Source organism: Aeromonas sp. BIGb0405 (assembly GCF_024807335.1).
Classification (GTDB): domain Bacteria; phylum Pseudomonadota; class Gammaproteobacteria; order Enterobacterales; family Aeromonadaceae; genus Aeromonas; species Aeromonas rivuli.
In genome coordinates this window covers 409,775-434,276 of the sequence record NZ_JANUEP010000001.1, presented here as the reverse complement: position 1 = coordinate 434,276, position 24,502 = coordinate 409,775, and the positions used below count along the sequence as shown (strand labels likewise).

The window sequence follows — 24,502 nt, the reverse complement described above, 5'->3', positions numbered from 1 at the left end:
CTCAGTGCCCGTAGCGCTCGGTCCAGGCACTCTCCAGCATCAGCTGCCAGCTCGGATGGGGTTCGGCCACCGCCTTGAAGCGCAAGGCGGGCACGGCATTGGCGGGCAGGGCATCCTGGCGCAGCACGCTGGGGTCACCCCAGATGGCGGGGTCGGCCTTGCGCGCCTGGGCGGCGGGGCTGAGCAGGAAGTTGGCCACCACCTTGGCCCCGGCCCGGGCCTTGGCGTTGAAGGGAATGGCCAGGAAGTGGCTGTTGGTCAGAGCCCCCTTCGCCATGGCGACCGCCCTGACAGCGGGAGGCAGGGTGCCCGTCTCCACCGAGCTCAGAGCCTCCTGGGGATTGAAGCTGATGGCCATGGCCAGCTCGCCATCATCGAGCAGCTGTTTGGTCTCGGCGGCGCTGGCCGGGAAGGCCTTCCCCTGACGCCACAGGTTGGGATGCAGGGCATCGAGGAAGTGCCAGAGCTGCGCCGCGATGGGGGCAAATGCGGCTTCGGTCGCCGGGCGATAGAGGGGCGCCGGATCGGGCGCCAGCTCCAGCAACATCTGTTTGAGGAAGCTGGCGCCGTGGAACTGAGGCGGCTTGGGGTAGCTGAACCGGCCCGGATTGGCCTTGGCCCAGGCAAGCAGCGACGCGGCCGAGCGCGGCGGTTCAGGCACCTGGTCGGTGTCGACCATGAGGTTGAGCTGGCCCAGCCCCCAGGGCGCTTCCAACCCCTCGACGGGCACAGTAAAGTCTTCATCGACCGGCAAACTGGCGTCGACCAGCGCCATATTCGGCAGCTCCTGACTGAAGGGGGCGCCGAGCAGGCCGTTGTCTTTCAGGGCCTTGAAGTTCTCGCCATTGACCCAGAGCAGGTCGATAGGGCCGTCTTGGGTCTTGCCTGCCTGCTTGCCCGCGAGCAGCTGACTGACGCTGGGCGCGATGTCATCGACTTTCACCTGCACCAGGGTGAGCCGGTAGTCGCGCTCCAGCTCCTTGGCCGCCCAGGCGAGGTAGCTGTTGATCTCCGGGCTGCCACCCCAGGCATTGAAGTAGACGGTCTGTCCACGGGCCTCGGCCAGGGTCTGTTGCCAGTCGGGATCGGCAGAGGCCTGGGCCTGCCACCCCCAGTTCAGGGCCAATGCGGCCAGGGCGTAACGCAGCGTGCCAGAGGTCATCATGGCTCCTTGTGGTGAGTGGAGGGTTGGGCCGGATCCCGCAGGGGAGCCGGGCCAGTCTGCAACGGATGTTGCCTGGCATCGAGTTTGCCACGGCGGCGCCAGTGGTGGTAGCGGGCCAGCCAGGGCAGCAGCGCCTCGGGTTTGTGGGCCTGCTTCCACTGGCCAGCCACATACTTGTTGCCCTCCATCAGGGTGGGATAGGCGTGTATGGTGCCGAGCACCTTGCCAAGGCCCAGCTTGTGTCTCATGGCCAGGGTGAATTCGGCGATGCGTTCGCCTGCGTGGGGGCCGACGATGGTGGCGCCGAGGATCTTGTCTTTGCCAGGGACGGTCAGCACCTCGATGAAGCCCTGGGTCTCGCCATCGGCGATGGCCCTGTCCAGATCCTTGAGCTCGAAGCGGCTGCTTTCAAAGGCAATTCCCTGCTCTTGCGCCTCCTTGCGGTTGAGGCCGACCCGGGCCACCTCAGGGCTGGTGTAGGTGGCAGCCGGGATGACGCGATAGTCCGCCTTGAAGCGCTTGAACTGGCCAAAGAGGGCGTTGACCGCGGCGTACCAGGCTTGATGCGCGGCGAAATGGGTGAACTGGTAGGGGCCGGCCACATCGCCCACCGCCGAGATGCTGGGGTAGTTGGTGGCGAGGAACGCGTCCACGGCTATGGTGCCGCGCGGGGTCAGCTCGACCCCCAGCTCCTCCAGGCCAAAGCCGGTGACATTGGCCACCCGGCCCAGGGCCAGCAGCAGTTGATCTCCCTCAACCTCCAGGTGCTGATCCCCCCGGCGCAGGTGCAAGCGGATCTGGCCCTGGGCCAGGGACTCGACCCGTTCGGCGCGCCAGCCAATCAAGAGTTCGACCCCATCCTCCTTCATCTGGGCTTGCAACAGCTCGGCCACCTCGCGCTCTTCCCGGGGCAGGAGTTGATCTGCCAGCTCGATCAGAGAGACCTTGATGCCGAGTTGGGCAAAACTCTGGGCCAGCTCGCAGCCGATGGGACCCCCGCCGAGCACCAGCAGGTGATGGGGGGGCTCGCGCAGCTGCCAGAGGTTGTCCGAGGTGAGATAGTTGACCTCAGTCAGCCCCGGGATAGGCGGTACCAGGGGCCTGGCGCCGGTGGCGATGACGATGTGGCGGCTGGAGAGGCGCTGGCCATTGACTTCCAGCTCCCAGGGAGAGAGGAGGCGTGCCTCGCCCTGGATACACTCGACCCCCAATGCCTCATAGCGTGCCACCGAATCATGGGGTTCCACCTCGCGCACCACCTGGGCGACCCTGGTCATCACGGCCTCGAAGTCGGCGCGGGCGGTTTGCGGGGCGAAGCCAAGCTCGGCGGCCCGGCGCTGCTCAACGGCGAAGCGGGCGCTGCGGATCAGCGCCTTGGAGGGCACACAGCCAGTATTGAGGCAGTCGCCGCCCATCTTGTGCTTCTCGATGAGGGCCACCCGGGCCTTGACGGCGGCGGCAATGTAGCTGGTGACCAGGCCGCCGGCCCCGGCCCCTATCACCAGCAGGTTGTAATCGAAGTGGGCTGGTCGCGGGAAGCGGGCGAGGCGGCGGCGCAGGGCGAGCTGGTGCTGACCGGCCCTCGCCAGCCAGGGCAGCAGGCCAAGCAGGCAGAGCGCCGTGATGAGACCGGGGGAGAGGACATTGCCGGTACTGGTGAGCTGGGCCAGCTGGCTGCCCGCCAGCACATAGACGAAGGTGCCGGGCAACATGCCGAGCTGGCTGACCCAGTAGAAGGTGCGCAGCGGCAGGGCGGTCAGCCCCATCAACAAGTTGATGAGGAAGAAGGGAAAGACGGGGATGAGGCGCAGACTGAGCAGATAGAAGGGGCCATCCTTGGTGATGCCCCCATCGATGGCTGCCAACTTGTCCCCGAAGCGGGCACTCACCCAGTCGCGCAGCAGGAAGCGGGCGCTGAGAAAGGCCAGGCTGGCGCCCAGGGTGCTGGCGAAGGAGACGAGCAGCAGCCCCCAACCGATCCCGAAGATGGCGCTGCCCAGCAGGGTCAGCAGGCTGGCCCCCGGTAGGGAGAGGGCGGTGCTGAGCACGTAGACGATGAAGAAGAGGGCGCTGGCCTGCCAAAAGTGAGTGTCCACCCAGGCTGCAAGCGCCGCCTGGCGGGCTTGCAGGGCATCCAGGGTCAGATATTGGCCCAGCCCCAGGGCGAAGAAGGTACCGATCAGCAGCGCGATCAGCAGCAGCAATCCCAGTTTGCTTCCTCTCATGATGGTTTCTCCTCTTGAGACTGGGGCTCCTGCTGCTCCTCGGCATCAGGTTGCACCGGTAACTGGCAAAAACCCTGGGCCGGGATGTCCAGGGCGGCATTGAACTTGGCAGACATGTTCTGAAAGGCGACCAGGCCGGTCAACTCGACCAGGGCATCATCGTCAAACCAGGGACGCAGTGCCTCAAACTGGGCCTCGCTCACCCCGTCCAGACCCGTCATGGCCTCGGCATAGTCGAGCACGGCGCGCTCCCGTTCATCAAACAGAGAACTGGTGCGCCACTGGGCCAAGGCTTCGACCTTGGCGCTGGATCCGGCACGCTTGACCAGGGTCATGGCATTGATATCGACGCAGAATCGGCACCAGTTGAGCTGGGAGACCCGCACCGTCACCAATGATCGCAATACGGGATCGATGGGGGAGTGCTTGCGGTTGATCACCCCATACAGGGTGGCGACGGCGGCAAACAGGCGCGGCGAGCGCCCCCAGCACTTGCCCGGGATCAGCACCTGACCGTAGTTGCGTTGCTGCAACCAGAAGAAGGGCTTGATGAACCAGGCATAGTCCCGATCCGCTTTTAGCTTGATGCGCATGTGATTCCTCTACTGCTCTGTGCTTGCTCGATGGGGCCGAATGCTGGTCAGGGCTCAGATGTCGTGCCCTGGGCCTTGGCCAGACGCCCGTGCAGGCGGGTCAGAAAATCCTGGATGCGGGCACGATTTGCGCCCAGATCGGAGCGCCCCTGGCGGGATGCCGAGCGCATATCGATGCGCAGCTCCTTGGGCCCCTCGAACAGACGCAGGGCCACATCGTCACGAAAACCGAACCAGGGGCTGACTACCACGGCCTCCAGGCCCTGCTCACTGACTCTGTGCTGCCAGCCTAGCTCCGTCATCAGGTCGCGGGCCTCGGCCAGCACCTGGGGGCGGTTGGCCCTGGTATAGAGAGGAGCGGGGTTATCCGGGAAAAATTTCAACGGAGCGGGATTAATGGGTAAATCTGCCGCGCTACGGGCTTGGCTAGCCCAACGCAATGTTGGGGGATCCAGGGGGTCAGTGCTGACGTCATTGATCGGGTGGGCTTGCAACGCCTTGACCAAAAACCAGACCGGTAGCACTAGCGGCAGGGCACCGAGCAGCGCCACGGCGCGGCGCGGATGCCAGGGCAGGCGCAGCAACAGCCAGAGGGAGCAGAGGGCACCGCCCAGGCAGATGGCAAAGCCGATCCACCAGGGCCAGATCGCAACACGGCTGCCCAAGGCGCCGCACAGGGGCAACAACCAGGCGAGCAGAGGCAGAACAGGCATGGGCAGCATGGCAGCACCTTTGGGGAAATGGCCAAAGGATAAACCTAATGGACTGATAAGGTTAATTTATTTAAGCGGAGTGGCTCAAAAGAGCGGGGCGGGGGAGCTTGGCATGGGCCGCGCTGAATGGGCGGCCCATCGGGCTATCAGTTGCGATACAGCACCTTGATCAGGTGAAAGCCGAACTTGGTGCGAATGGGGCCCAGTACCTTGAGCAGTTCACCTTTGAATACGGCATCGTCGAAGGCCTTGACCATGTCACCCTTGCTGAACTCACCGAGATCGCCACTGCGTTTGCCGGAGGGGCAGGTGGAGAAGCGTTTTGCCATCTGGCCAAAATCGGCGCCCTTGTCGATTTTACTCTTTATCTCGAGACACTCTTTCTCCGTCTTGACCAGGATGTGTTGGGCGCAGGCCTTGTTCATGGGTTCTCCTCTTCGCGTGCATGGGCTGACGGATCCGGCCCTCGTCATGAGACAGGCCGGATCGGGGGGCAAGATTAGCGCAATTGTTGCCCCTCGTCAGCCCGGATAGCAGGCTTGTGGTGGCGAGCCTGCCAGAGCAGCTCCAGACCGAGCAAGCCATAGAGACCCCAGAGTGCGATGGGCTCCAGCCATTCACCGCCGAGATTGAGGCTGGCAAGGGCGCAGGCCAGCAGCAGCGCCGCCATGAGAGGGAGGCGCCAGTGAGGGGCCAAGGGGGCCAGCAGGGCCGAGCCGAGCAAGATGGCGAGGCCAAAGGGCAGATTCAAGGCGGTGAAGGCGAGCGCCTGCTGACCGCTCATGCCGCACAACAGCGCCAGCAGGGCGCTGCTGCAGGCGAGAAAGGTGATGAATTCGAGCCGCTCGGCAATGTGGTCGGCCAGTTGTTCGCTGCGTGTTGCCATGGGAGTGCTCCTCTGAATGATGAACCCAGTGTGGATCAGGGGGGGCGCACAGGGGAGCGAGATAAATCGATTAAGGCGAGCGAAGGAGTAGGGTATTGCACTTAACATCATGATAATCAATGAATAAGTGGCGTTGTCCGTGACATTTCCCGAGGCTGGGTTCTGATGGGGTGGGCCACGGGCTTGCTTGCTCAGCGGGAGAGAGGGAGAGGATCCCGACTTCTCTGCCGACAATATTTGTCGCGCCATCCGCCGTGCTCATCCCGTGCAAGCCATTCGGGGTGCGACTGCATTGACCACTATTTAGCCTGATGGGGCGCCAATTCCACCCCCTTGGATTAACTTATAGCCAACTGGTTAAATTTTATGACAAATCCAGGTTGCTGATGGGTCTGAAACCGCCATGGGACTATGGTAGGATGCCAGTCATTGAATGCAAGCCGCTTCGCCCTGGGCGGGAGCCGCCACCCTTACCACGATGTGACCTGCATCGTTCGCTTGAGCATGAGACTTGGGGAAGTTGACGTTTGACAGGATGCTATCTGCCCATACCTGCGGGTAAATCGCAGCCGCGCCGCCGGGTGCGTGCCTGGCTCTGGCTGACATTCTGCCTCAGTTGCCTGGCGTCTCCCGTCATGGCCGCCAAGCTGACCTATGAGGTCAAGGGTATCAAGGGCGCCAACAAAGAGAACGTCGAGGCCTATCTCAATGCCTTGCCCGTCTTCCAGGAGCGGCAATACCGCCCTGCCCGCGCCAAGATCATTGAGGGCACCGAGCAGGCCCTGCAGGTGTTCGGCTATTACCAGCCCAAGGTCAAATTGAGCCGGGACAAGAAAAAGCCCTCCAGGGTGATCGTCGACGTCAAGGCGGGAGATCCGGTGCTGATTTCCCGGCTGGATGTGCTGCTCGAGGGGGATGCGGGCAGCGACGAGATCTATAGCGAACTGCTCGACAAGCTGCCCCTCAAGGAGGGGGAACCGCTCAATCACGGCAAGTACGAATCCATCAAGGCCGATCTTGGCAGCCTGGGGCTGGCGCGGGGTTACTTCAATGCCCGCATCAGCAAGAGCCAGGTGAAGGTGTTCCCGGAGAAGGGCACCGCCGAGATCTACATAGTGTTTCGCTCAGGTACTCGCTATCACTTTGGCGAGGTGCGCTATACCGCGACCCCGGAGGCGCTGCGCCTCATCAAGCCGCTGGTCAGCATCAAACGCGGCGATCCCTATCTCGCCATCAAGATGGCGGAGACCTCCCAGGACATCTCTTCGACCAAGCTATTCAAGCAGGTCGATCTCAAACCCCTCATCAGCGAGGCCCAGGGAGATCAGGTGCCTATCCAGGTCACCCTGGCACCGCGCACCCAGCACGAGATAGAAACGGGTATCGGCTATGCGACCGACGTGGGCCCCCGGGTGAGTGCCACCTGGGAGAAACCCTGGATAAACCGTTATGGTCACCGCCTCAATGCCACCGCCAATGTGTCGGCGCCTCAGGCTGATCTCAGTTTCGACTACCAGATCCCCATCATTGGCAAGAATCCGCTGCAGGATTACTACTCGCTGCAGGCCGGTTATCGCTACACCAACAACAATGACACCCGCTCCGACTTGACCACAGTCGGTGTCCATCGCTGGAAACGGCGACCGGATGCCTGGGACAGGGACGTCTTCGTGCGGCTGGAAAACGAACGTTATGAGCAGGGCTCGGATGCGGGTAACAGCCTGCTGCTGATCCCTGGCGTCGCCTGGTCCAGGCTGCGGCTGCGTGGCGGCCTGGTGCCGGATTGGGGCGACAGACAGCAATTGACCCTGGAATTTTCCGACCCTACCTGGGGCTCGGATATTCGCTTCATGCGCGCCTGGGGCCGCACCAAATGGCTGCGCACCTTAGGGGACAACAACCGTTTTCTGCTGCGAGCGGAGCAGGGAGCCATCATCGGTGATGACTTCTCTCTGGTGCCGCCCTCCCTGCGCTTCTTTACCGGTGGCGATCAGACGGTACGGGGTTATGGCTATGAGGACATAGGGCCAAGGGATGCGGATGGTCAACTCCTGGGTGGCCGCTACACCACGGCGCTCAGCGCCGAATACAACTACAGATTCAGCGAGAAGTGGCTGGGGGCCCTGTTTGTGGATGGCGGCACCGCCACCGATGACTATCAGGAGCCCTGGAAGATAGGCACCGGGGTCGGGGTGCGCTGGGTCACGCCAATCGGTCAGGTCAGGCTGGATCTGGCGGTTGGCATCTCGGAGGAGGATAAACCCCTGCGCCTGCACTTCGCCCTGGGGCCTGAATTATGATCTGGCTAAAACGCATTTTCCTCTGGCTGATGGGCCTTGTCTTCCTGCTGCTGATTGGCATCAGCCTGCTCTGTTTTACTCACCAGGGTAATAAATGGCTCTGGGAGCAGGCCAAGTCGGCCCTGCCCGCCCTCAAGGGGGAGCTGGTGGCCGGTCAGCTTGGCTATGGCTGGACCCTGGAAGGGGTCGGCTGGCAGGATGAGCTGGTGGATGCCAGGGTCGAGCGCGCCGTGCTCGACTGGGATCTGGGCAAGTTGCTGCAAGGCCAGCTCTGGATCCGCTCCCTGAGCCTGACCCATCCGGTGGTCAAGGTGGCCGAGTCGGCGCCGAGCGAAGCGACCCCCAGCGAACCCTTCGTCTGGCGCCCTCTGCCGATCCGCATCCAGATTGATGCCCTCAAGCTCAGCGATCTGGACGTCGATGTTCCCGGTCTGGCGCTGGTGCTCAAGTCTCTCGATATCGGCGCCAAGCTGGACAGGCATGGCCTGACGGTCCGTGGCCCCGTGCTCGATGGATTGACGGTCAAGCTGGCGGAGGCCGCGCCCGCCGCGGTGGCTGAGCCCAAAGAGAGCAAAGGGTCCAAACATGAGCCCGTCGCCAAGGCTGCGAAATCGACGACCCTGGTGGCGAGTTCTGAGCAGGGCGCCATCGCCATCGAACTGCCCAAGATAGAGCTGCCTTTCCCGCTGCGCCTCGAGGGGGTCATGCTGACCCGACTCAGCTACCAGCAAGGGGATCTCAAGGAGGGCATCGACAAGCTGCTGCTCTCGGTCCGGGGGGAGGGGGATCGCATCGATATCGATCAGCTGTTCCTGCGCCACGCCATGGCTGACCTGGATCTCAAGGGTCACATCAGTCTGCTGGATGATTATCCCCTCGACCTGACCCTGACCGCCAAGGCGCGCAAGGCCCTGCTCGATAATCAGCTCAAGGGCGAACAGGCGACCCTGACCCTGGGGGGCTCGGTCGGCAAGCTGGCCCTGGCCCTGGATGCCAAGGGACCGGTGGCGGCCAACCTCAAGGGGTCACTGGCAGCCCTGGATCCCGATCTGCCCTTCGATCTGAAACTGAGCTGGCCCGGCCTCAACTGGCCGCTGCACAAGCCGGCAGAAGATGAGCCCAGTTATCAGTTGAAGAAAGGGAGCCTGACCGCCAAGGGGGCACTGTCGGGCTACCAGTTCGCCTTGAATACCTCGGGGCAGGGCACGGATGTGCCCCCCTTCAAGCTGGCCCTCAAGGGCAAGGGCGATCTGGGTCAGCTCAGCAACATCGACCTGCTGCTCAATGCCCTGCAAGGAGAGCTCAAGCTCGATGGCAAGCTGGCCTGGCAAAAGGGCGTGCAGTGGCAGGGGGTCACCAGCTTCAAGGGGATAGATCCCGCCGAGCTGGTGCCCGAGATCAAGGGCACCCTGGCTGGCCGGGTCGAGAGTGAGTTTCAGCTAAGCGACACCGGACATTGGCAGCTCAAGGTGCCGGCCCTCAAGGTCGACGGCAAGCTCAACAAATATCCCCTCGCCATCACCGGCCAGCTCAGCGGTGATGATGCCATGAATTGGCAGATCCCCGCCTTCGCGCTGCAAACCGGCCCCAACAAGTTGCAGGCCAAGGGCAAGCTCACCGAAAAGCTGTGGCAGCTCGATGCCCAGTTGGCCGCCCCGGATCTCTCCGGGCTCTATCCCGGTTTGCGTGGCGACTTGAGCGGTACCCTGGCGCTGGGCGGCAACCAGCAGGCGCCGCGGGTCAATGCGGCCCTGAGCTCGACCCGTCTCTTCTACGCCGGTACTGACCTCAAGGGCATAGTGCTCAAGGGCAATGGTGTGATCGGGGAGGTGCCCGCCGGCAAGCTGGCCTTGACGGTGGCCAATCTGACCCAGGGCAGCACAGTCCTCAAACAGATCAAGCTGGATGCCGATGGCGATCTTGGCCGTCACCAGTTGTCTCTGGACATGAAAGGAGATCCCCTGGCCGCCAATCTGCGTCTCAATGGCGGCGTGCAGCAGAGTCACTGGCGCGGGGCGTTGACGGAGCTCAGCATCAAGACCCCGATGAAGCGCTGGAAACTCAAGGCGCCCTGGAATCTGGACGTCGATCTCGACAAGCAGCGGTTGGCGATGAGCGATCTCTGCCTCGGCTCCCAGCAGTCGAGCCTGTGTGTCAAAGGAAGCCAGATCTCGGCGGCCCAGGGGGAGCTGGCCTTTGCCCTGAACGAGTTCGACCTGAAACGGTTGCGACCCTGGCTGCCGGATAATTTCCAGTGGCAGGCGGTGCTGTCGGCCGATGGTCGCGCCAGCTGGAAGGGGGGTCAGCCCAGGGTGCATGCCACCTTGCGCACCACCCCGGGCACCTTCATCGCCGATGAGCTCAAGACCAGCTACCAGCAACTCGCCATCGGTTTCGATCTCGAACCTCAACAGGCGAATTTGCGCCTCGATTTCGTCTCGGGTGACATTGGCAGCATAGACACTGACCTCATCATCAAGGATCCGAGCGGACGTGGTCTTCTGTCCGGTCAGCTCAAGTTCACCGGCCTGAAACTCAGTCCGTTTGCCCCCCTGATCCCAGAGGTGCGCTCCCTGCAAGGGGTGATCAGTGCCGACACTCGCTTCGATGGCACCCTGAAGGCACCGCTGCTGTTTGGCCAGCTCAATCTGGTCGAGGGCGAGGTGCAGACCCACACCGACATGGTGACTCTCAAGCAGCTCAAGACCCGCCTCAAGATTGAGGGCAACCGGGCCGAGCTCGATGGCAGCATGCTGGTCGGCAAGGGCCCCCTCGCTCTGGGGGGCTGGCTGAGCTGGGCCAAGACGCCCATCGAAGGCAGCCTGACCATACAGGGCAAGGATCTGGAGGCGCAATATCCGGGCATGGGCCGGGTGCGGGTCTCGCCGGATCTCGCTATTTCCCTTGGGGGCAAGACCGAAATAACCGGCAAGATAGTGATCCCCTGGGCGCGGATCCTGGTCAAGAACTTGCCGGAGAGTGCGGTGGCGCGCTCCGACGATGTCACCATTATCTATGACGAGCTGGCACCGCCGGTGGAGCAGACCGCACTGCCCCTGGAGATGAAGGTGGCCGTGGTGCTGGGGGATGACATCCGTCTCGAGGCCATGGGGCTCAAGACCAAGGTAAGCGGCGGGATCAACCTCAATCAGGAGCCGGAGAAGCCCCTGTCCGGCACCGGTCAGCTGGAGCTGAAAGATGGTCGCTTCAAGGCCTATGGCCAGAACCTGATCATCAAGGAGGGACGCATCATCTTCTCCGGTCCCCTGGACAAACCCTATCTCAACATCGAGACCTATCGGGATCCAGATACCATAGAGGACAACGTGACGGTCGGGGTCAGGGTGACGGGACCGGCGGCCAAGCCGAAGATAGCCGTCTATTCGGAACCGCAGATGGCGCAGTCCGAACAGCTCTCCTACCTGTTGCGCGGCAAGGGCCTGCAGACAGGGGGTGAGGATGGCGGCTTCAATGGCCTCTTGGTGGCGGGGGCGGTCGGTCAGGTCGGCGGCGTGGTGTCCGATATTGGCGAGTCCCTTGGCATGAGCGATGTCTCCCTGGATACCGAGGGTAGCGGGGATGATACCCAGGTCACGCTCTCTGCCTATCTGCTGCCCGGTCTGCAGTTCCAGTACGGGGTAGGGGTATTTAGCCCCATCGCCGAGTTCAAGCTGCGCTACGAAGTGCTGCCGCGACTCTATCTGCAGGCCATGAGCGGGGTGGCCCAGGCGGTGGATATCTTCTACCGCTTTACCCTCTGACGCAGTGGCAATGAACAAGAGGGGAGCTCAGGCTCCCCTCTTGCTGTTCAGGGCGCCCCATCTGGCATCGAATGGCGCCAGGCAGGCTCTGCTGAGGGGTGTGTAGCAGGGGCGACATCGCCGAGAGCCGGGTGTTTTGCTGCGATTGACACCCAGAATCCTCGCCGATGGCCTGGCGCGCTAGCGCCGCCGCGGAACATGAGCACGACTCCTAAACCTTGACCCGGCGCGGCCGATAACAGGGTACCTTTCATATCGCAGAGTCATCATGCTACCCAACACCCTCCGCGAACGTCTGCTGGTCGATGAGAGCCAGCTCGGCCAGCGTCTCAATCAGGATCTGCTGCGCGGCGATCGCGCCGATTTTCGCCTGCACCTGGCCCTGCTCACCGAGGCGGTGGAGGAGCAACCCTGGTTCGATGAAGCGATATCCGCCCCTGAGGCGAAGATTGACTGGCGCGCGCGGTTTGGACTGGCTCCTGCGACCCCCTTGCAGGCCGATGAGACAGCGGACAGTGCCCATCTGACCGAACGGTTGCAGCAGGGGGGCAGCATGGTGGATGCCAGGCTCTGGCTGGCGCTCAATCCTCCCCCTCTGGTGGGGCGACAGCCGGTGCTGGACGAAGGGGTGTTTGACAACCTGAGCGCCCTGGGCCGGGCACGGGTAGAGGCTCGCTGGCAGTTGGCCAACAAGGGGCGCGAGAGTGCTCCCCTGGTTATGTTGCCGCTGCTGGACAGCTTGGCTCAAGGGGTGGATGCGAGCCTGCACTGGCGCAGTTGAGGGATTGGGGGTGGCTGGCAGGGTACGCAACATCGTCGGATCCGCAGGCAGCCTTGGTAGATATGACCATAGAAAAAGGCGGCTAGGCCGCCTTTTTCTCTCCAACTGATGATTTTGTCACATTAAGCATCGACTTCCGCGTCGGCTTCTTCCGGCTGGGCTTGCTCCTTGAGAGGAGACTGGCCACGGCGCGCCAGGGGTTTCTCGGTATAACGGTTGAGCTGACGCTCCAGCTTCTGTCCCAGGTCGTTGATGGCAGCGTAGAGATCCTCGTGTTCTGCCTGGGCAAAGAGTTTGCCGTTGGGAATACCGGCGGTGGCTTCAATGTTGAACATCAGTCGTTCCTTGGAGACGATCACATGGGGTGTGATAAGCGGCACCTGAAGACGCTCGAGCTTGTTGAAGCGAGATTCAATACGCTCGCGAATTGCCGGGGTGATCTCGATGATTTTACTGGTGATTTCAATTTTCATATTGGCCCCCTTCGGGTCGTCTTGCTTGTGTCTTCACCTTCAGAATACCCATGGAGGAGGGAGATAATGTGATCCAGATCACATTATCTGTTCTTTGTTATTCATCAAATTGTAAATTGTGATCTTTTCGGCTTCTGGACCAAAAAGCACTTGAGCTGCATGAAATGGGCAGGCAGTATGGGGAAATTGGATCCTATCTGTCCCTTCCTGGCAGCACAGTCTGTCGACTTTTAATCAGGTTTCACCCGCACTGCCCCCACCCATTTTTTCTTTCCCCACTATATTCGGGAAGGCGAGGGCGATCTCGGTATCCTGCGCATTCTGGGGCAGAGACAATAGTTGGAGTCGTACATGAAGCAGCAGGCCACTCAGATGATGTGGTTTTATGATCCGGCCCAGAGCCAATGGCGAGTCTCGGATCATGCCTCTAACCAGCTTTGGCAAGGGGAGGGGTCTCACCCCTGGAGCGATGACCTGGATCCTGCCGACGAGGTCGGCTTTGCCCAATTCCTTTCCCGCCTGCAGCAAGGGGACAAGCCTGGCCAGTTTATTGGCCACCTGCAGGGGGAGGATGGCCAGCTCCATCATTACCTCTGGTGCGGCCAGTATCTCCCCGATCAGGCGCTCTGTTGTGGCTGGATCAGTCCGATAGAGGTCAACGATCGCTCCTTGCTGTCAGCCCAGGTCAGCCACGAGCGTGCTGTGCTGCGGGTGCAAGATCCCTTGCTGGCCCAATTGGCTCAGGCGCTCTCCGCCAAGACGGGGCTGGAGTTCTTCAGCACCCTGGTCGATGAACTGGCGCTTATCCTCAATGCCGATGCTGTCTGGTTGGCCGAGCGAGGGGATGCGGCGTCGCTGCGGGTCCTGGCCAGCCATGGCGTCGAACTGGATCACTACCGGCTGGAGGGCATGCCCTGTCAGACCCTGTATGAAGGAGGCCAGGCCCGGACTCTGATGCTGGAGGCCCCAGTACAGGGTCAAGTCTGGCTTGCCCCGGGCCAGACCTATCATGGGCATCCCCTGCACGATCGCCATGGTCAGGTGCTTGGCCACCTGGCACTGCTTTTTTCCGGCTCGGTGGCGCTGCCTGACTTGGCCAGTGCACTCACCATCTTCTCGGTGCGGATGGTGGCCGAGCTGGAACGGTTGCAGAGTGAGGCTCAGTTACGGCTCTCTGCCGTGGCATTCGAGACCCATGAAGGCATCATCATCACGGATCCCGATTACAAGGTGCTGCGGGTGAACCATGCCTTCAGCCAGATCACCGGCTTTGACAGCCAGGCGGTGCTTGGCAAGCGGCTGAGCTGCGATCTCTGGCCCAGTGAAGGGGGCCTGGGGTATGAGCTCGACCATCTGAGCCGCTGGCAGGGGGAGACGATGCGCCGCCACGCCCGTGGTCATGGTTACCCCCAGTGGGAAATCGTGACCCCGGTGCAGGATGACAAGGGGCGGATCAGTCACTTTGTCATCTGCTTCGAAGATATTTCGGAGCGCAAGGCTGCCGAACGCCGCATTCAGGATCTCGCCTATTACGACGAGCTGACCGGTCTGCCAAACCGGCGCCAGCTCCATGAAACCCTGGAACAGACTTTCGTGGCGGCGAGCCGGGATCATCTGGTCGGTGCCCTGCTGTTTATCGATCTCGATCACTTCAAGACCATCAATGACTCCCTCGGCCATGCCACCGGTGACTGGCTGCTCAAGGAGGTGGCCACTCGCCTCAAGCGCTTGGTGCGCCAGGGGGATTGTCTGGCTCGTCTGGGCGGCGACGAGTTCGTGCTGCTGTTGCCCTCTCTCTCCAGCAGCCCGCCCCAGGCGGAGATGCAGGCCGATCTCATTGCCGAGCGATTGATTGGCGAGATTGCGGCGCCCTATCGTCAGGGGGCACAGGTGCTGCACATTGGTGCCAGTGTGGGGATCACCCTGTTTCCGGGACGTGATCAGGGGGTGGACGATCTGCTCAAGCAGGCGGACACCGCCATGTATCAGGCCAAATCCGCGGGCCGCAAGACCCGTCGCTTCTTCGATGCCGCCATGCAGCATCAAGCGGACAGGCGGCTGCTCATTCACAACGAATTGCGCAGTGCCCTGAGCGGGGGCGAGCTGATGTTGCATTATCAGCCCCAGCACCTGGTGGAAGGCGGGGATCTTATCGGGGTCGAGGCACTGATCCGCTGGCAGCCGCCGGGGCGCGCGCTGGTCTCCCCCGCCGAATTTATTCCCATCGCCGAGGAGACGGATCTTATCGTCGACATTGGCAACTGGGTGCTGCATGAGGCGTGCAGCCAATATGTGAGCTGGGAGGAGAACGGGATCCATATTCCCCAGTTGTCGGTCAATGTCAGCGCCAAGCAGTTTCATGCCCAGGATTTTGTCGAATGTATCCATGACGTACTGGCGCAGACCGGCATGGATCCGGCCTGCCTGAACCTGGAGATCACCGAGTCTGTGGTCCTGGGCCATGCGGAGGACACCATCAGCAAGATGACCGAGCTCAAGCAGCTCGGTATCAGCTTTGCCATCGATGACTTTGGCGCCGGTTACTCCTCCCTGAGCTACCTCAAGCGCTTGCCTGCCGACGAGCTGAAGATAGACAGATCCTTTATCCAGGATATTCCCCGGGATGGCGACAACATGGCCATCGTCGAGGCGGTGATCGCCATGGCGCGTCACATGGGGTTCAACGTGACGGCAGAAGGGGTGGAGTCGCGCCAGCAGTTGGAATTTCTGCAGGCCCAGGGCTGCCATTTCTATCAGGGATACCTGGCTTCCAAGCCGCTGCCCGTGCCTTATCTGGAACGCTACGTCAAACGGATGGGGGGCAAGTTGGAGGCGAGAAATTCCGTCGCAGCAAAGCTGTAGCCCGGGCCGTTTACGGGTAGAATGGGGAGACAGAACAGGGCGCCATTGGGCGCCCAATTTTAGGGAGAAGTCGAGTGAAAGCCGTCTGGGGAATCATCTTATCCGCCCTCCTGGTGCCGGGGGCCATGGCGCAGACCATGGATCAGTTGCGCTATCGCCAGGCCTATGATGCGGTGCGCGCCAACGACATGGCTCGCTTCCAGACGCTCAGAAGCCAGCTCAACCATTACCCGCTGCTGCCTTATCTGGATTATTACCGGCTCGCGTTTCGTCCGGGCGGCGCCGAATATGGCGAGGTCACCCGCTTCATCAAGGAGCATGCCGATACCCCTCAGTCCAATCGTCTGGAACGCAGCTATCTCATTCATCTGGCTCAAAGCAACCAGTGGTCCCAGTTCCTGCGGCTCTATCCCGACGTCCCCAACTCCACCGAGCTGCGCTGCATGCACTATGAGGCGCGCTACCATACCGGCCATCGCGAGGAGGGGCTGCGCGAGGCGGGCAAGCTCTGGCTGAGCGGCGAGTCGCGCCCGGATGCCTGCGACTCTCTGTTTAGCCTCTGGCAAGGTGCCGGGTTACGTACCCAGGAGGCTGTCTGGTCGCGGATGATGCTCGCCTTCGAAGGGGGCAACAGCAACCTGGTGAATCATTTGACCAATCAGCTTGGCGCCGGGCTCAAGGGCAGTGGCACCCTGATGGCCAGCTTGCTGAGTCAGCCGGCCAAGGTGATGAATCCCGTCTATTTCAGTCAGGAGCGGCACTCGCGCCAGCTGCTGCTGCAAGGGTTGGTGCGTTATGCCAACAGCGAGCCGGATCGGGTGCTGGGGGCATTGGCCAGCTATCGCAGTCGTTTCGCGTTCAGCGCCCAGGAGCTCAAACCGGTTGAATACGCCATTGCCCGGCGTTACCTGTTGGATAGATCCCCGGCTCAGCGAGCCTGGGTCGATGGCCAGGTGCGGGCGCAACCCGAGTTGGTGGAGCTGCGGGCACGGCTTGCGATTTGGGAGGAGGATTGGCGCGGGCTCGAAGGCTGGATCAAACAGCTGCCACAGGCGCGGCAGAAAGAGGATCGTTGGCGCTATTGGCAGGCTCGCGCCCTGGAAGTGCAGGGTCAGCAGAAGCCAGCCAAGGCGCTCTATATTGAGACCGCCGGCCTGCGCGGCTTCTATGGCTTTATGGCCGCTCAGCGCAGCGGCGTGCCTTATCGCCTCAAGAATGAGCCGCAGGTCAGGGCCCCGGACTGGCGCAGTGCCGCCGGACGCTGGCCCTTCCTGGCCCGGGTCAAGGAGCTGCTCGCCATGAACGAAATCGCCGCGGCTCGCTCGGAGTGGATCCACAACATGGATCGCAACTCGGTGGCCCAGCGCATCGAATTTGGCCATGTCGCCCTCAATCAGGGTTGGCATGAGCTGGCAATCCTCGCCAGCATTCGCGCCGAGGCCTGGGATGCCCTGGACTTGCGCTTCCCGCTGCCGCTGCAACGCACCTTCTCCCAGATGGCCCGTGAGCGGGTCATGGATACCAGCCTGCTCTATGCCATCTCCCGTCAGGAGAGTGCCCTCTATCCGCTGGCGCAGTCACCGGTAGGCGCACGGGGGCTGATGCAGCTGATGCCGGCCACCGCCAAGGAGACCGCTGGCAAGCTGGGGGTCCCTTACCGGGATCCTCAACAGCTGTTTGATCCCATGATGAACATTCGCCTCGGCAGTGCCTACCTCAAGCGACTGCTGGATGTGTATGACGGTAACCGCATTCTGGCCGCCGCCGCTTACAACGCGGGGCCGGGCCGGGTGAAACGCTGGCGTGATGCCCACACCGACAAGCCGATGGATGTCTGGATCGAGAGCATCCCCTATCAGGAGACCCGCAACTATGTGCAGAATGTGCTGTCGTTCGACCTCATCTATCGGCACAGGCTCAAGCAACCCCTGCGTTTCATGTCCGAACGAGAACTGCGCCACCAATACTGAGGCGGTGCGGCGTGGCCCCGGCTCCCTCTCCAGGGTGGATGGGGGTATCATGGGGCAAGATTTTGTTACAAAAAGAAACCTGTCAGGTGATCGGGCGCCGCGTTCAGGATTGAACGAGTCGCTATAATGGCGAGCCAAGCGCGGCGAACCCCTAATGAAAGGAATTGAGAGTGGCAACGATTAAAGACGTTTCCCGCATGGCCAATGTCTCCATCTCGACGGTGTCCCGTGTCATCAACAGCACGGCCCAGGTCGCCCCGGAGAAGAAGGTGGCGGTGCTGGCGGCCATGAAGGAGCTGAATTTTCGTCCCAACAGCTTTGCCCAGGCGCTGGTCAGTAAACGTTCCAACTGCGTCGGCGTACTGGTGGGGGATCTGTGTGGTGGCCCCTTCTTTGCCCAGATGATGCGCGGCATCGAAACCGTGGTCGATCGCGCCGACAAGTTCACCATTGTGATGTCAGGCAACCATGATGAGGTGCGTGAGCGCCATGCCATACAGGCCCTGCTGCAACGCCAGTGTGACGCCCTGATCCTGCACAGCAAGGCGCTGCCGGACGACGAGTTGAGCGAGCTGGCGGCAGGCTCTACCCCTGTGGTCTTCATCAACCGTCAGGTGCCGGGGGCGGAGGATCGCTGTGTCTGGCTGGATAATCAGGCGGGTATCACCACGGCTTGTCAGCATCTGCTCGATGCGGGGCATCGCCAGATAGCCTTTGTCACCTCGGATGACGAGGAGTTCGTCGACGGTCAGCAGCGTATGGCCGGTTATACCCACGCCTTGCAACGGGCCGGAATAGCCGTCAATCCCGCTCTGATAGGCCGCGCCTTTGCCGACGAGAACGGCGGTTATGTGGCCATGACGGCACTGCTGGCGCGCGGCGTGCCGTTCAGCGCCGTGCTGGGCTTCAATGATGCCATGGTGGCGGGTGCCATCTCCTGCCTGCTGGAGCGGGGTTACAAGATCCCGCAACAGGTCTCAGTGGTGGGGTTCGACGATATTCCCTACGCCCGTTACATCTATCCCAAGCTCACCACGGTGCGCTACCCCATCGAAGCCATGGGTGGGCGGGCCGCCGAGTTGGCGCTGCGCCTGCTGGATCATAAACCGGCGGAGGGGCTGACCCTCAAGTTCGAGGCTGAACTGGTCGCACGGGAGTCCGTTACCGAGATGGCATGAGAAAATGGCCCCAAGCGGGCCATTTTTAAGCCGGAAACTGAAAGCGTTTTCAGAAATCCCTTTCAACTGTGATCTGCTTCATAGCTTTTTGGCCGGGAGAACACTAGCATGAGCCCCACGAATTAGGAGCTCAGGCTCCCGATTTTCCCGCTGTGGGAGATGACTGGTCATCCAGCTATTTCCTTCGTTACTTTCGACGGTCATCATGGATGGCCGTTTTTTTTTTTGGTTTTTTGCCCGGCAGGGTCGCCGAGCCTGGCCGTCCCCTCCACAGTCATCACGGTTTTATCAACAGCAGAGGTGAGCATGCAAGACGCCGTCTTACGACAAGCACCACAAGAGCGCGCAGCAGACGCTGTTGCCAGCGTAGGGATAGTGGGGGCCGGCTGGCTGGGGCTTCCCCTGGCTCACGCGCTGAGCGATGAGGGATGGGCGGTGACGGTGACGGTGACCCGTCAGGAGAAGGTCAGAGTGCTGCGGGCCGAGGGCCTCAATGCCTGCCAGTTGCATCTCTCGGCGCAGATGGGCTCAGTCTGGCCCCTGGTCGTCGACAGCCTGGTCGTCTGTGTGCCGCCAGGCAAGACGGATGACTACCCTGGCGCCATCACGCAGCTGTGCACCATGGCCCGGGCCGCTGGGGTGCGCAATCTCCTGTTCGTCAGTGCCACCTCGGTGTGGGCCCCTGGGCAGGGTGAAGAGGAGCAGGCCGCGCCTCACACCGAGCGGGGGTTGCGCATGCTGGCGGCTGAGCGCGCCGTGCTGGCCGCCGGTTTCGATCGCGCCATAGTGGTGCGCCCGGCTGGCCTCTATGGCCCAGGCCGTCACCCCGGACGATTCTTGGCGGGCAAGAGCGTCAGCGGCGGTGCTCAGGCGGTCAATCTGGTCCATCAGCAGGATCTGGTTGCCGCGTGCTGCCTGCTGCTCGAGCAAGGCGAGTCAGGTGCCTGCTACACCCTGAGCGCCCCCGGTCACCCCAGTCGCCAGGAATTTTACCGCGCCGCCGCCGTGCGTATTGGCCTGGTGGCCCCTGATTTCATTGAGCCGGCCGGCGATTTTTCACCTGTGACAGGAGCTCGGATCTGCCGCGAGCTCGGTTTTGAGTATCGGGTAGCGGATCCTCTGGCCTGGTTGGCGAGCGAGGCGGGCGCGCGACTGTGAGGTTGCGTGCAAGGTGGCAGACTGGCTGGTGACTGAGCAGGCATGAGCCCGGGTCATTGGCATGGCGGCGAGGGGAGGCTTGCCAGGCGGCCGGGCGCTGGCACACCCTGGCCCGGCATAGCATTTGCCAAGGGAGGAGCCTGTCCCTATCATGCCGCCATCCCAATCATAGAGAGTAGTAATGATGGTCGACACGAATACAGCTACCCCGGCCCGTGAGCCCGAAGGGGATCTGCTGCTGCGCACCTTGGCGATGCCGGCAGACACCAATCCCAATGGCGACATCTTCGGTGGCTGGATCATGTCCCAGATGGATATAGGGGGCGGTATCATGGCCAAGGAGCTGGCAAAGGGGCGGATCTGTACCGTCTCGGTAGAAGGCATGACCTTCCACAGCCCGGTCAAAGTGGGGGATGTGGTCTGCTGTTATGGCACTTGCCTGCAGGTGGGACGGAGCTCGATGCGCCTGAAATTGGAAGTCTGGGTCAAGCCGGTGCTGCGGGCGAACGATGCCCAGCGCTACTGCGTGACCGAGGGGGTCTTCACCTACGTGGCCATAGACGATCAGGGTAAACCGCGCTCGGTACCCCTGTAAGCGGGATTCAGATAAGCCGGGCGTTGATGATGGATATTTCCTGCTCAAACCCGGTTTTTTGCCGTATCATGCTCTCCAGCATCTCCTCAGACCCCACGCACTGGTTCGTATCGAACACACAGAGATCGCATTGGGGGTCGCGCCTGATCTGGTATCGGGTGGATAACTCAACCTGATGGCAATTGCCCTGCTGATCGTAAAAGGTCACACGGTATTGTTGCTGTCTGGGCATGGGGATCCTCCACAGTGGCTTGACGTTGGGCGCGAATGTTCAGCCTAGTCGGCTTGGATGATATTTTGTTGAACGAGCACGCAAAGATAGCCAGGTGGTTGTTAGCCAATGAAAAATAGTTATCGCATTCTGGGTACCTCTCTGCTGACCCTGGGGCTGGTCGGCTGCTTCGAGGTGCCGTCCAGAGATCATTTGGTCACGGCACAAGGCATAGTGCCCAACCTCAGTTGTCATCAACCGCCCCTGGTGGCCCTGGCTGCCGAGGCATTGCCGCGGGAGTTCGGCATCACCGTCTGGAATCTGTACAAGGGACAGCGCAAGAACTGGCGCGAGGGCATGACTGCGTTTGCCCAGGATCAGGATCTGCTGCTGCTGCAGGAGTCGGCGACCACGCCCGACATGCTGGCCTGGCTGCAGGCGGGTCGTTTCCAGTGGCAACAGCTGCAAGCTTTCACCCAAGGTGGCGTCTCCTTCGGCGTCATGACAGTGGCCAAGACGCACCAGGCGTTCGTCTGCGGCGTTCGCTCCCCCGAGCCACTGCTGCGCATCCCCAAATCGGGTCTGGTGAGCCTGTACCCTTTACAGGGCGATCCTGACGGTGTGTTGGTGGTGAACCTCCATGCGGTCAACTTCGAACTTGGCATGGCCACCTTCCGCGAGCAGCTCAACGATTTGACCGCCCTGATCCACCGTCACCAGGGGCCGGTGATCCTGGGAGGGGATTTCAACACCTGGAGTGAAAAGCGGGAGTATTGGCTTGATAAACTGGTGGAGGAGCTGGGACTGCAGGAAGCGATCCCTTCGCCGGATCTGCGTCGCCGTGCCTTTGGCCGCCCGCTGGATCATCTCTACTACCGGAGTCTGGATCTGGTCGAGGTGAAGAGCCCGGCGACAGATGCCTCCGATCACAATCCGATCATGGCCCGTTTCGCGGCCCAGGCCGTGACGCCTTAAGCCTCATCCTCAGGCTTGGCACGATCAGAAACCACCTGCGGGTGGTTTTTTACTGCCTGATCAACCAGGACAGCGGATTGCCTGACAGGGTTGCAGAAGGCGGGGTGGCGCGCCAGAGGACGGCAATGGGTGTCGAAGCCGTCAGCCAGCCAACGGCAGATATAAAAAAACCACCCGAAGGTGGTTTTTTTTGGCTATGGGCTGTCAGCTGTTGTTGTCGACAAACAGGGTCAGCTCCTGGCCTGGCTTGAGATAACCACTCTTGTCGAGCTGGTTCCAACGCATCACGTCCACGACGGCGACCTGGAAGCGGGCGGCAATGGCGGAGAGCGAATCACCGCGACGCACCTGATAGACCATGGATTTATCACCGCCCTTGGCACCCTTGGGCCAGATCACCAACCGCATACCGGGTTTGAGCGCGGACTTGGCGTTGAGGCCATTCCATTTCGCCAGGTCGTTATGGGTCACCCCATGGGCACGGCTGATGTTCCAGAGGGTATCGCCGGAGCGCACCTTGTACTGCAGCTTGTTGCCAGCGGTGTTGGCGGCGAGCCGGGTTGGCTTGCTGGCCGCGGCCTTGTGCACCGTGGCGGTGGCCACGGGTTTGCCGTCGGTCGGAATATAGAGGGTCTGTCCACGACGCAGGCTATTGCCGCGCAGGTTATTGGCCATCTTGAGCTGATTGACGCTCACCCTGTTTTGCATGGCGATCCGGGACAGCGTGTCACCGGAGGTGACCTGATAGGAGCGCGTAGGTACCCGCTCACGCTGCGGCAAGTCTGCCAGGGCCAGCTCCAGGCTGTCGGCATACTCCACCGGCACCAGCAGGCGGTAGGAGCCCCTGGGAGAGGTGGTCCAGCGGGTCAGGGCCGGGTTGACCTCTTTCAGATCCGCCGGACGAACTCCTGCGAGCTGAGCGGCCACGTGCAAATCGATCTGACCTTCGGTTTTGACCACCCGCAGCTTGGGCTCGTTGGCGAGCATGGGCAGAGTGATGTTGTACTTGTCGGGATTGCTGATCACATCCGCCATGGCCAGGACCTTGGGCACATACATGCGGGTCTCGCGCGGCAGATCCAAGGACCAGAAGTCGGTGGGGCGACCCCGTTTCTGGTTGCGCAATATGGCGTTGCGCACCCGGCCTTCACCGGCGTTATAGGCGGCGATGGTTTGCAGCCAGTCACCGTCGAAGAAGCGATTCAGGTATTCAAAGTAGTCAAGGGCGGCATTGGTCGAGGCGATCACATCGCGGCGCCCGTCATACCAGTTGTCATGACGCAGGCCGAAGTTACGGCCAGTCTGAGGCACGAACTGCCACAGGCCGACGGCATTGCTGCTCGAGCGGGCATGGGGATCGAACATGCTCTCTATCATGGGGATGGTCACCAGCTCCATTGGCAGCCCGCGCCGTTCGATCTCCTCAACGATAAGGTAGAGGTAGGGTTCAGCACGACTGGCAATGGTGGCCATGTGATTGTCACTGCGCAGGATAGCCGCACGTTGTTGACCAATGCGCTGGTTATCCTGGAAATCCAACTGCATGTCATCGCTGATACGGGCCCAAAGGTTATCCGTATCTTGCACCTCGTCTAGCTGATCGTCGCTAAAGAAGGATCCTGATGCATGTTTCTTATGCAGTTTTTTGCTGACTTGTGGGGACTTGATCGGCTCATTTGCCGTTAGCGCCCGGTCATCCTGATGATTCAGGTTTTGGCATCCGCTGAGTAACAGCGTCGCCAATAAGGCCGTTCGTAACTTCATCTCACGCAGGTCATCTTGGTAGAAAATCAGCGCGCATCATAAGCGGCAAACCTGGCCTGATCAAGGTTTGTTCAAAAAGTGTCCTTCCAGCGTCTGAGCACGGCAAAGGTATCTACTGGATTTTCCAAGTATTTCATCCCCTGTTTCTCAGCAGAAAATTTTACGCCCGGCTCATTACAGCGCAGAAAAACGTTGAATTCTCGCTCGTCACCCAAGCGGGTGGGCAGACTCGGGAGGCCCTGCTGGCGCAGCTTGCTGGTCTGACCGATGCGCTTTTGCAGTGCCAGATTGTCGGGCTCGACGGCGAGGCAAAAACGCAGATTGGAGAGGGTATATTCATGGGCACAATAGACCTGAGTGTCATCTGGCAGCGCGGCCAGCCGCATCAGTGAATCATGCATCTGATCCGGGGTGCCTTCGAACATGCGGCCGCACCCGGCAGAGAAGAGGGCATCGCCGCAAAACAGCATGCCGTTGCCATGGTAGGCGATGTGACCAAGGGTATGACCGGGGACATGCATGACGGTGAGACTGAGGTCGTGCCAGCCAATCGTGTCCCCCTCATCGAGCCACTGGCCGTGCTGGTCGGGAAGCGGGTTCAGTTTGGGGCCATACAGCCGGGCCTTGGGGTAGCGTTTGAGCAGCGCATCGACCCCGCCAACATGGTCGTGGTGATGATGGGTGAGCAGTATGGCATCGAGCTCAAGGCCGAGACTGTCGAGCCGGTCCTGGACCGGAGCCGCGTCGCCCGGATCGACAACCAGGCAATGATTCTCGTGTCTGATCAACCAGATATAGTTGTCATTAAAAGCGGGTATCGTGATGACTGGATACATGGCGTTGGCCTCTTTATGTTCTCTTAATGAAGGGGATCTTATATAACTGGATGGCG

General features: G+C 61.5%; 19 protein-coding genes. 9 read left to right on the top strand and 10 right to left on the bottom strand.

Annotated elements, in window-relative coordinates; translation table 11 throughout:
- Nucleotide 1: 1 nt before the first annotated feature.
- From M2366_RS02095 to M2366_RS02070, 6 genes are all read right to left on the bottom strand, one after another.
- Entirely contained in the window at nt 2-1,162 is a 1,161-nt protein-coding gene (locus M2366_RS02095) for an ABC transporter substrate-binding protein (RefSeq protein ID WP_259268821.1), read from the bottom strand.
- Nucleotides 1,162-3,390, bottom strand: a complete 2,229-nt coding sequence (locus tag M2366_RS02090; protein ID WP_259268820.1) for an FAD-dependent oxidoreductase — start codon at nt 3,388-3,390, stop codon at nt 1,162-1,164. Before M2366_RS02090 ends, M2366_RS02095 begins: the two co-directional genes overlap by 1 nt.
- On the bottom strand, nt 3,387-3,983 hold the full coding sequence (locus tag M2366_RS02085; protein ID WP_042039701.1) for a carboxymuconolactone decarboxylase family protein: 597 nt from the start codon (nt 3,981-3,983) through the stop codon (nt 3,387-3,389). The genes M2366_RS02090 and M2366_RS02085 overlap by 4 nt, the downstream gene beginning before the upstream one ends.
- A gap of 47 nt (nt 3,984-4,030) precedes the next feature.
- Nucleotides 4,031-4,705, bottom strand: a complete 675-nt coding sequence (locus M2366_RS02080; RefSeq protein WP_259268819.1) for a DUF1499 domain-containing protein — start codon at nt 4,703-4,705, stop codon at nt 4,031-4,033.
- Between the two features lie 137 nt (nt 4,706-4,842).
- Nucleotides 4,843-5,121, bottom strand: coding sequence for a peptidylprolyl isomerase (locus tag M2366_RS02075; protein WP_005907794.1), 279 nt, complete (start codon nt 5,119-5,121; stop codon nt 4,843-4,845).
- A 74-nt stretch (nt 5,122-5,195) separates the two neighbouring features.
- Entirely contained in the window at nt 5,196-5,582 is a 387-nt protein-coding gene (locus tag M2366_RS02070; RefSeq protein WP_259236284.1) for a hypothetical protein, read from the bottom strand.
- Nucleotides 5,583-6,109: 527 nt separating this feature from the next.
- Here M2366_RS02070 and M2366_RS02065 point away from each other — a divergent pair.
- From M2366_RS02065 to M2366_RS02055, 3 genes are all read left to right on the top strand, one after another.
- Complete coding sequence (locus tag M2366_RS02065) at nt 6,110-7,882, top strand: autotransporter assembly complex family protein (RefSeq protein WP_404972776.1); 1,773 nt, start codon at nt 6,110-6,112, stop codon at nt 7,880-7,882.
- Nucleotides 7,879-11,643 (top strand): translocation/assembly module TamB domain-containing protein, encoded by a 3,765-nt coding sequence (locus M2366_RS02060; RefSeq protein WP_259268818.1) that lies wholly within the window; start codon nt 7,879-7,881, stop codon nt 11,641-11,643. The genes M2366_RS02065 and M2366_RS02060 overlap by 4 nt, the downstream gene beginning before the upstream one ends.
- A 268-nt stretch (nt 11,644-11,911) precedes the next feature.
- Nucleotides 11,912-12,424, top strand: coding sequence for a VC2046/SO_2500 family protein (locus M2366_RS02055; RefSeq protein WP_259236282.1), 513 nt, complete (start codon nt 11,912-11,914; stop codon nt 12,422-12,424).
- Between the two features lie 122 nt (nt 12,425-12,546).
- Here M2366_RS02055 and hpf read toward each other — a convergent pair whose 3' ends face one another.
- On the bottom strand, nt 12,547-12,897 hold the full coding sequence (gene hpf, locus M2366_RS02050) for a ribosome hibernation-promoting factor, HPF/YfiA family (protein WP_042039693.1): 351 nt from the start codon (nt 12,895-12,897) through the stop codon (nt 12,547-12,549).
- Between the two features lie 351 nt (nt 12,898-13,248).
- Between hpf and M2366_RS02045 the strand changes: the two genes are divergently transcribed.
- From M2366_RS02045 to yciA, 5 genes are all read left to right on the top strand, one after another.
- Nucleotides 13,249-15,759, top strand: coding sequence for a bifunctional diguanylate cyclase/phosphodiesterase (locus tag M2366_RS02045; RefSeq protein ID WP_259268817.1), 2,511 nt, complete (start codon nt 13,249-13,251; stop codon nt 15,757-15,759).
- A 74-nt stretch (nt 15,760-15,833) separates the two neighbouring features.
- Complete coding sequence (locus M2366_RS02040) at nt 15,834-17,729, top strand: transglycosylase SLT domain-containing protein (protein ID WP_259268816.1); 1,896 nt, start codon at nt 15,834-15,836, stop codon at nt 17,727-17,729.
- Between the two features lie 170 nt (nt 17,730-17,899).
- Nucleotides 17,900-18,907 carry a LacI family DNA-binding transcriptional regulator gene (locus M2366_RS02035; protein ID WP_042039688.1) on the top strand — a complete coding sequence of 336 codons (1,008 nt, stop codon included), beginning with the start codon at nt 17,900-17,902 and terminating at the stop codon, nt 18,905-18,907.
- Between the two features lie 306 nt (nt 18,908-19,213).
- A complete protein-coding gene (locus M2366_RS02030) occupies nt 19,214-20,065 on the top strand; it encodes an NAD-dependent epimerase/dehydratase family protein (RefSeq protein WP_259268815.1) in 852 nt (283 codons plus the stop codon).
- 181 nt (nt 20,066-20,246) lie between these two features.
- A complete protein-coding gene (yciA, locus tag M2366_RS02025) occupies nt 20,247-20,660 on the top strand; it encodes an acyl-CoA thioester hydrolase YciA (RefSeq protein WP_042039684.1) in 414 nt (137 codons plus the stop codon).
- Nucleotides 20,661-20,667: 7 nt separating this feature from the next.
- Here yciA and M2366_RS02020 read toward each other — a convergent pair whose 3' ends face one another.
- Nucleotides 20,668-20,892: a hypothetical protein gene (locus M2366_RS02020; RefSeq protein ID WP_005893866.1), complete on the bottom strand. Its 225-nt coding sequence runs from the start codon at nt 20,890-20,892 to the stop codon at nt 20,668-20,670.
- A 108-nt stretch (nt 20,893-21,000) separates the two neighbouring features.
- On the opposite strand from M2366_RS02020, the gene M2366_RS02015 reads away from it, so the two are divergent.
- A complete protein-coding gene (locus M2366_RS02015; RefSeq protein ID WP_224432596.1) occupies nt 21,001-21,846 on the top strand; it encodes an endonuclease/exonuclease/phosphatase family protein in 846 nt (281 codons plus the stop codon).
- Between the two features lie 204 nt (nt 21,847-22,050).
- Here M2366_RS02015 and M2366_RS02010 read toward each other — a convergent pair whose 3' ends face one another.
- Nucleotides 22,051-23,610, bottom strand: a complete 1,560-nt coding sequence (locus tag M2366_RS02010) for a LysM peptidoglycan-binding domain-containing protein (protein WP_259268814.1) — start codon at nt 23,608-23,610, stop codon at nt 22,051-22,053.
- A gap of 71 nt (nt 23,611-23,681) precedes the next feature.
- Nucleotides 23,682-24,446: a hydroxyacylglutathione hydrolase gene (gene gloB / locus M2366_RS02005; protein WP_259268813.1), complete on the bottom strand. Its 765-nt coding sequence runs from the start codon at nt 24,444-24,446 to the stop codon at nt 23,682-23,684.
- Nucleotides 24,447-24,502 lie beyond the last annotated feature (56 nt).

What these genes read in the sequence shown, in the direction of transcription:
- M2366_RS02095 (WP_259268821.1), bottom strand. Translation starts at nt 1,162, where the DNA reads ATGACCTCTGGCACGCTGCGTTACGCCCTGGCCGCATTGGCCCTGAAC.
- M2366_RS02090 (WP_259268820.1), bottom strand. Translation starts at nt 3,390, where the DNA reads ATGAGAGGAAGCAAACTGGGATTGCTGCTGCTGATCGCGCTGCTGATC.
- M2366_RS02085 (WP_042039701.1), bottom strand. Translation starts at nt 3,983, where the DNA reads ATGCGCATCAAGCTAAAAGCGGATCGGGACTATGCCTGGTTCATCAAG.
- M2366_RS02080 (WP_259268819.1), bottom strand. Translation starts at nt 4,705, where the DNA reads ATGCTGCCCATGCCTGTTCTGCCTCTGCTCGCCTGGTTGTTGCCCCTG.
- M2366_RS02075 (WP_005907794.1), bottom strand. Translation starts at nt 5,121, where the DNA reads ATGAACAAGGCCTGCGCCCAACACATCCTGGTCAAGACGGAGAAAGAG.
- M2366_RS02070 (WP_259236284.1), bottom strand. Translation starts at nt 5,582, where the DNA reads ATGGCAACACGCAGCGAACAACTGGCCGACCACATTGCCGAGCGGCTC.
- M2366_RS02060 (WP_259268818.1), top strand. Translation starts at nt 7,879, where the DNA reads ATGATCTGGCTAAAACGCATTTTCCTCTGGCTGATGGGCCTTGTCTTC.
- M2366_RS02055 (WP_259236282.1), top strand. Translation starts at nt 11,912, where the DNA reads ATGCTACCCAACACCCTCCGCGAACGTCTGCTGGTCGATGAGAGCCAG.
- hpf (WP_042039693.1), bottom strand. Translation starts at nt 12,897, where the DNA reads ATGAAAATTGAAATCACCAGTAAAATCATCGAGATCACCCCGGCAATT.
- M2366_RS02045 (WP_259268817.1), top strand. Translation starts at nt 13,249, where the DNA reads ATGAAGCAGCAGGCCACTCAGATGATGTGGTTTTATGATCCGGCCCAG.
- M2366_RS02030 (WP_259268815.1), top strand. Translation starts at nt 19,214, where the DNA reads ATGCAAGACGCCGTCTTACGACAAGCACCACAAGAGCGCGCAGCAGAC.
- yciA (WP_042039684.1), top strand. Translation starts at nt 20,247, where the DNA reads ATGATGGTCGACACGAATACAGCTACCCCGGCCCGTGAGCCCGAAGGG.
- M2366_RS02020 (WP_005893866.1), bottom strand. Translation starts at nt 20,892, where the DNA reads ATGCCCAGACAGCAACAATACCGTGTGACCTTTTACGATCAGCAGGGC.
- M2366_RS02015 (WP_224432596.1), top strand. Translation starts at nt 21,001, where the DNA reads ATGAAAAATAGTTATCGCATTCTGGGTACCTCTCTGCTGACCCTGGGG.
- M2366_RS02010 (WP_259268814.1), bottom strand. Translation starts at nt 23,610, where the DNA reads ATGAAGTTACGAACGGCCTTATTGGCGACGCTGTTACTCAGCGGATGC.
- gloB (WP_259268813.1), bottom strand. Translation starts at nt 24,446, where the DNA reads ATGTATCCAGTCATCACGATACCCGCTTTTAATGACAACTATATCTGG.